We start from the raw sequence: 694 nt of genomic DNA, 5'->3' as shown, positions 1-694 counted from the left end.
GTGTCCCCGCACCGGAAAAACACCCCTTCGGGACGACTGGTTGTTCCGACGATTTTCGGCGACCAGCCGAGCTCTTCGCTTATCAGACCAGCGAGTTCGATGAATGACGTCGCACAGCCGGTTGAAACGTTTAGGCTCCTTCCTGTCGGCAGCAGGTCCATTGTGCGCCAGACAAAGTCGACGCAATCGGAGATGTGAATGAAGTCACGGCGCTGACGGCCGCTGCCCCAGACGGTCACCTCGGCTGCTCCCCGTTGCTTGACGAGCCTCCGGCAAATTGCCGGAAACGGATAGGCAAGGTCCTGATCTTCGCCGTAGCCGCTGAAAGGCCGGTACGCGATGGCGCGGCCGCCATAGCGCTCGACATATAGCTTCATGAGATACTCGCCGGTCAGCTTGGTCCAGCCATAACTCAAATCAGGAACGCCAAGCGAGCGTTCGAACGAAATCATGTCTTCCGAGAGCGGCGTCTGCATTTCCTCGGTCTGAAACGCCACGGGATAGGCTGCGCTGGAGCTGAAATAGACAACATTGCCGGGCTTGTGCTCGCTCGCCCATCGCCACAGCGCAGCATCGACCGCCAGATCTTCGACGACCAGAAGCGTTTCATTCTCGAGCGTCATTCGCCCGCCGACGAGAGCCGCAAGATGAAAGACGTAGTCGAAGTGTTCGCAGGAAGTTTCGAAGTAGGATC

General features: G+C 58.4%; 1 protein-coding gene. It reads right to left on the bottom strand.

The annotated features are described in order from the left end of the window. Positions 1–694 (bottom strand): NAD-dependent epimerase/dehydratase family protein (locus CO664_RS30025; protein WP_103451153.1); only part of this gene is annotated, 694 nt, incomplete at both ends.

The sequence above is a fragment of the Sinorhizobium sp. NG07B genome (genome assembly GCF_002532005.1).
GTDB lineage: Bacteria > Pseudomonadota > Alphaproteobacteria > Rhizobiales > Rhizobiaceae > Sinorhizobium > Sinorhizobium fredii_C.
Note: the sequence above shows the minus strand (reverse complement) of the source record. Positions and strands in the feature narration are given on the sequence as shown.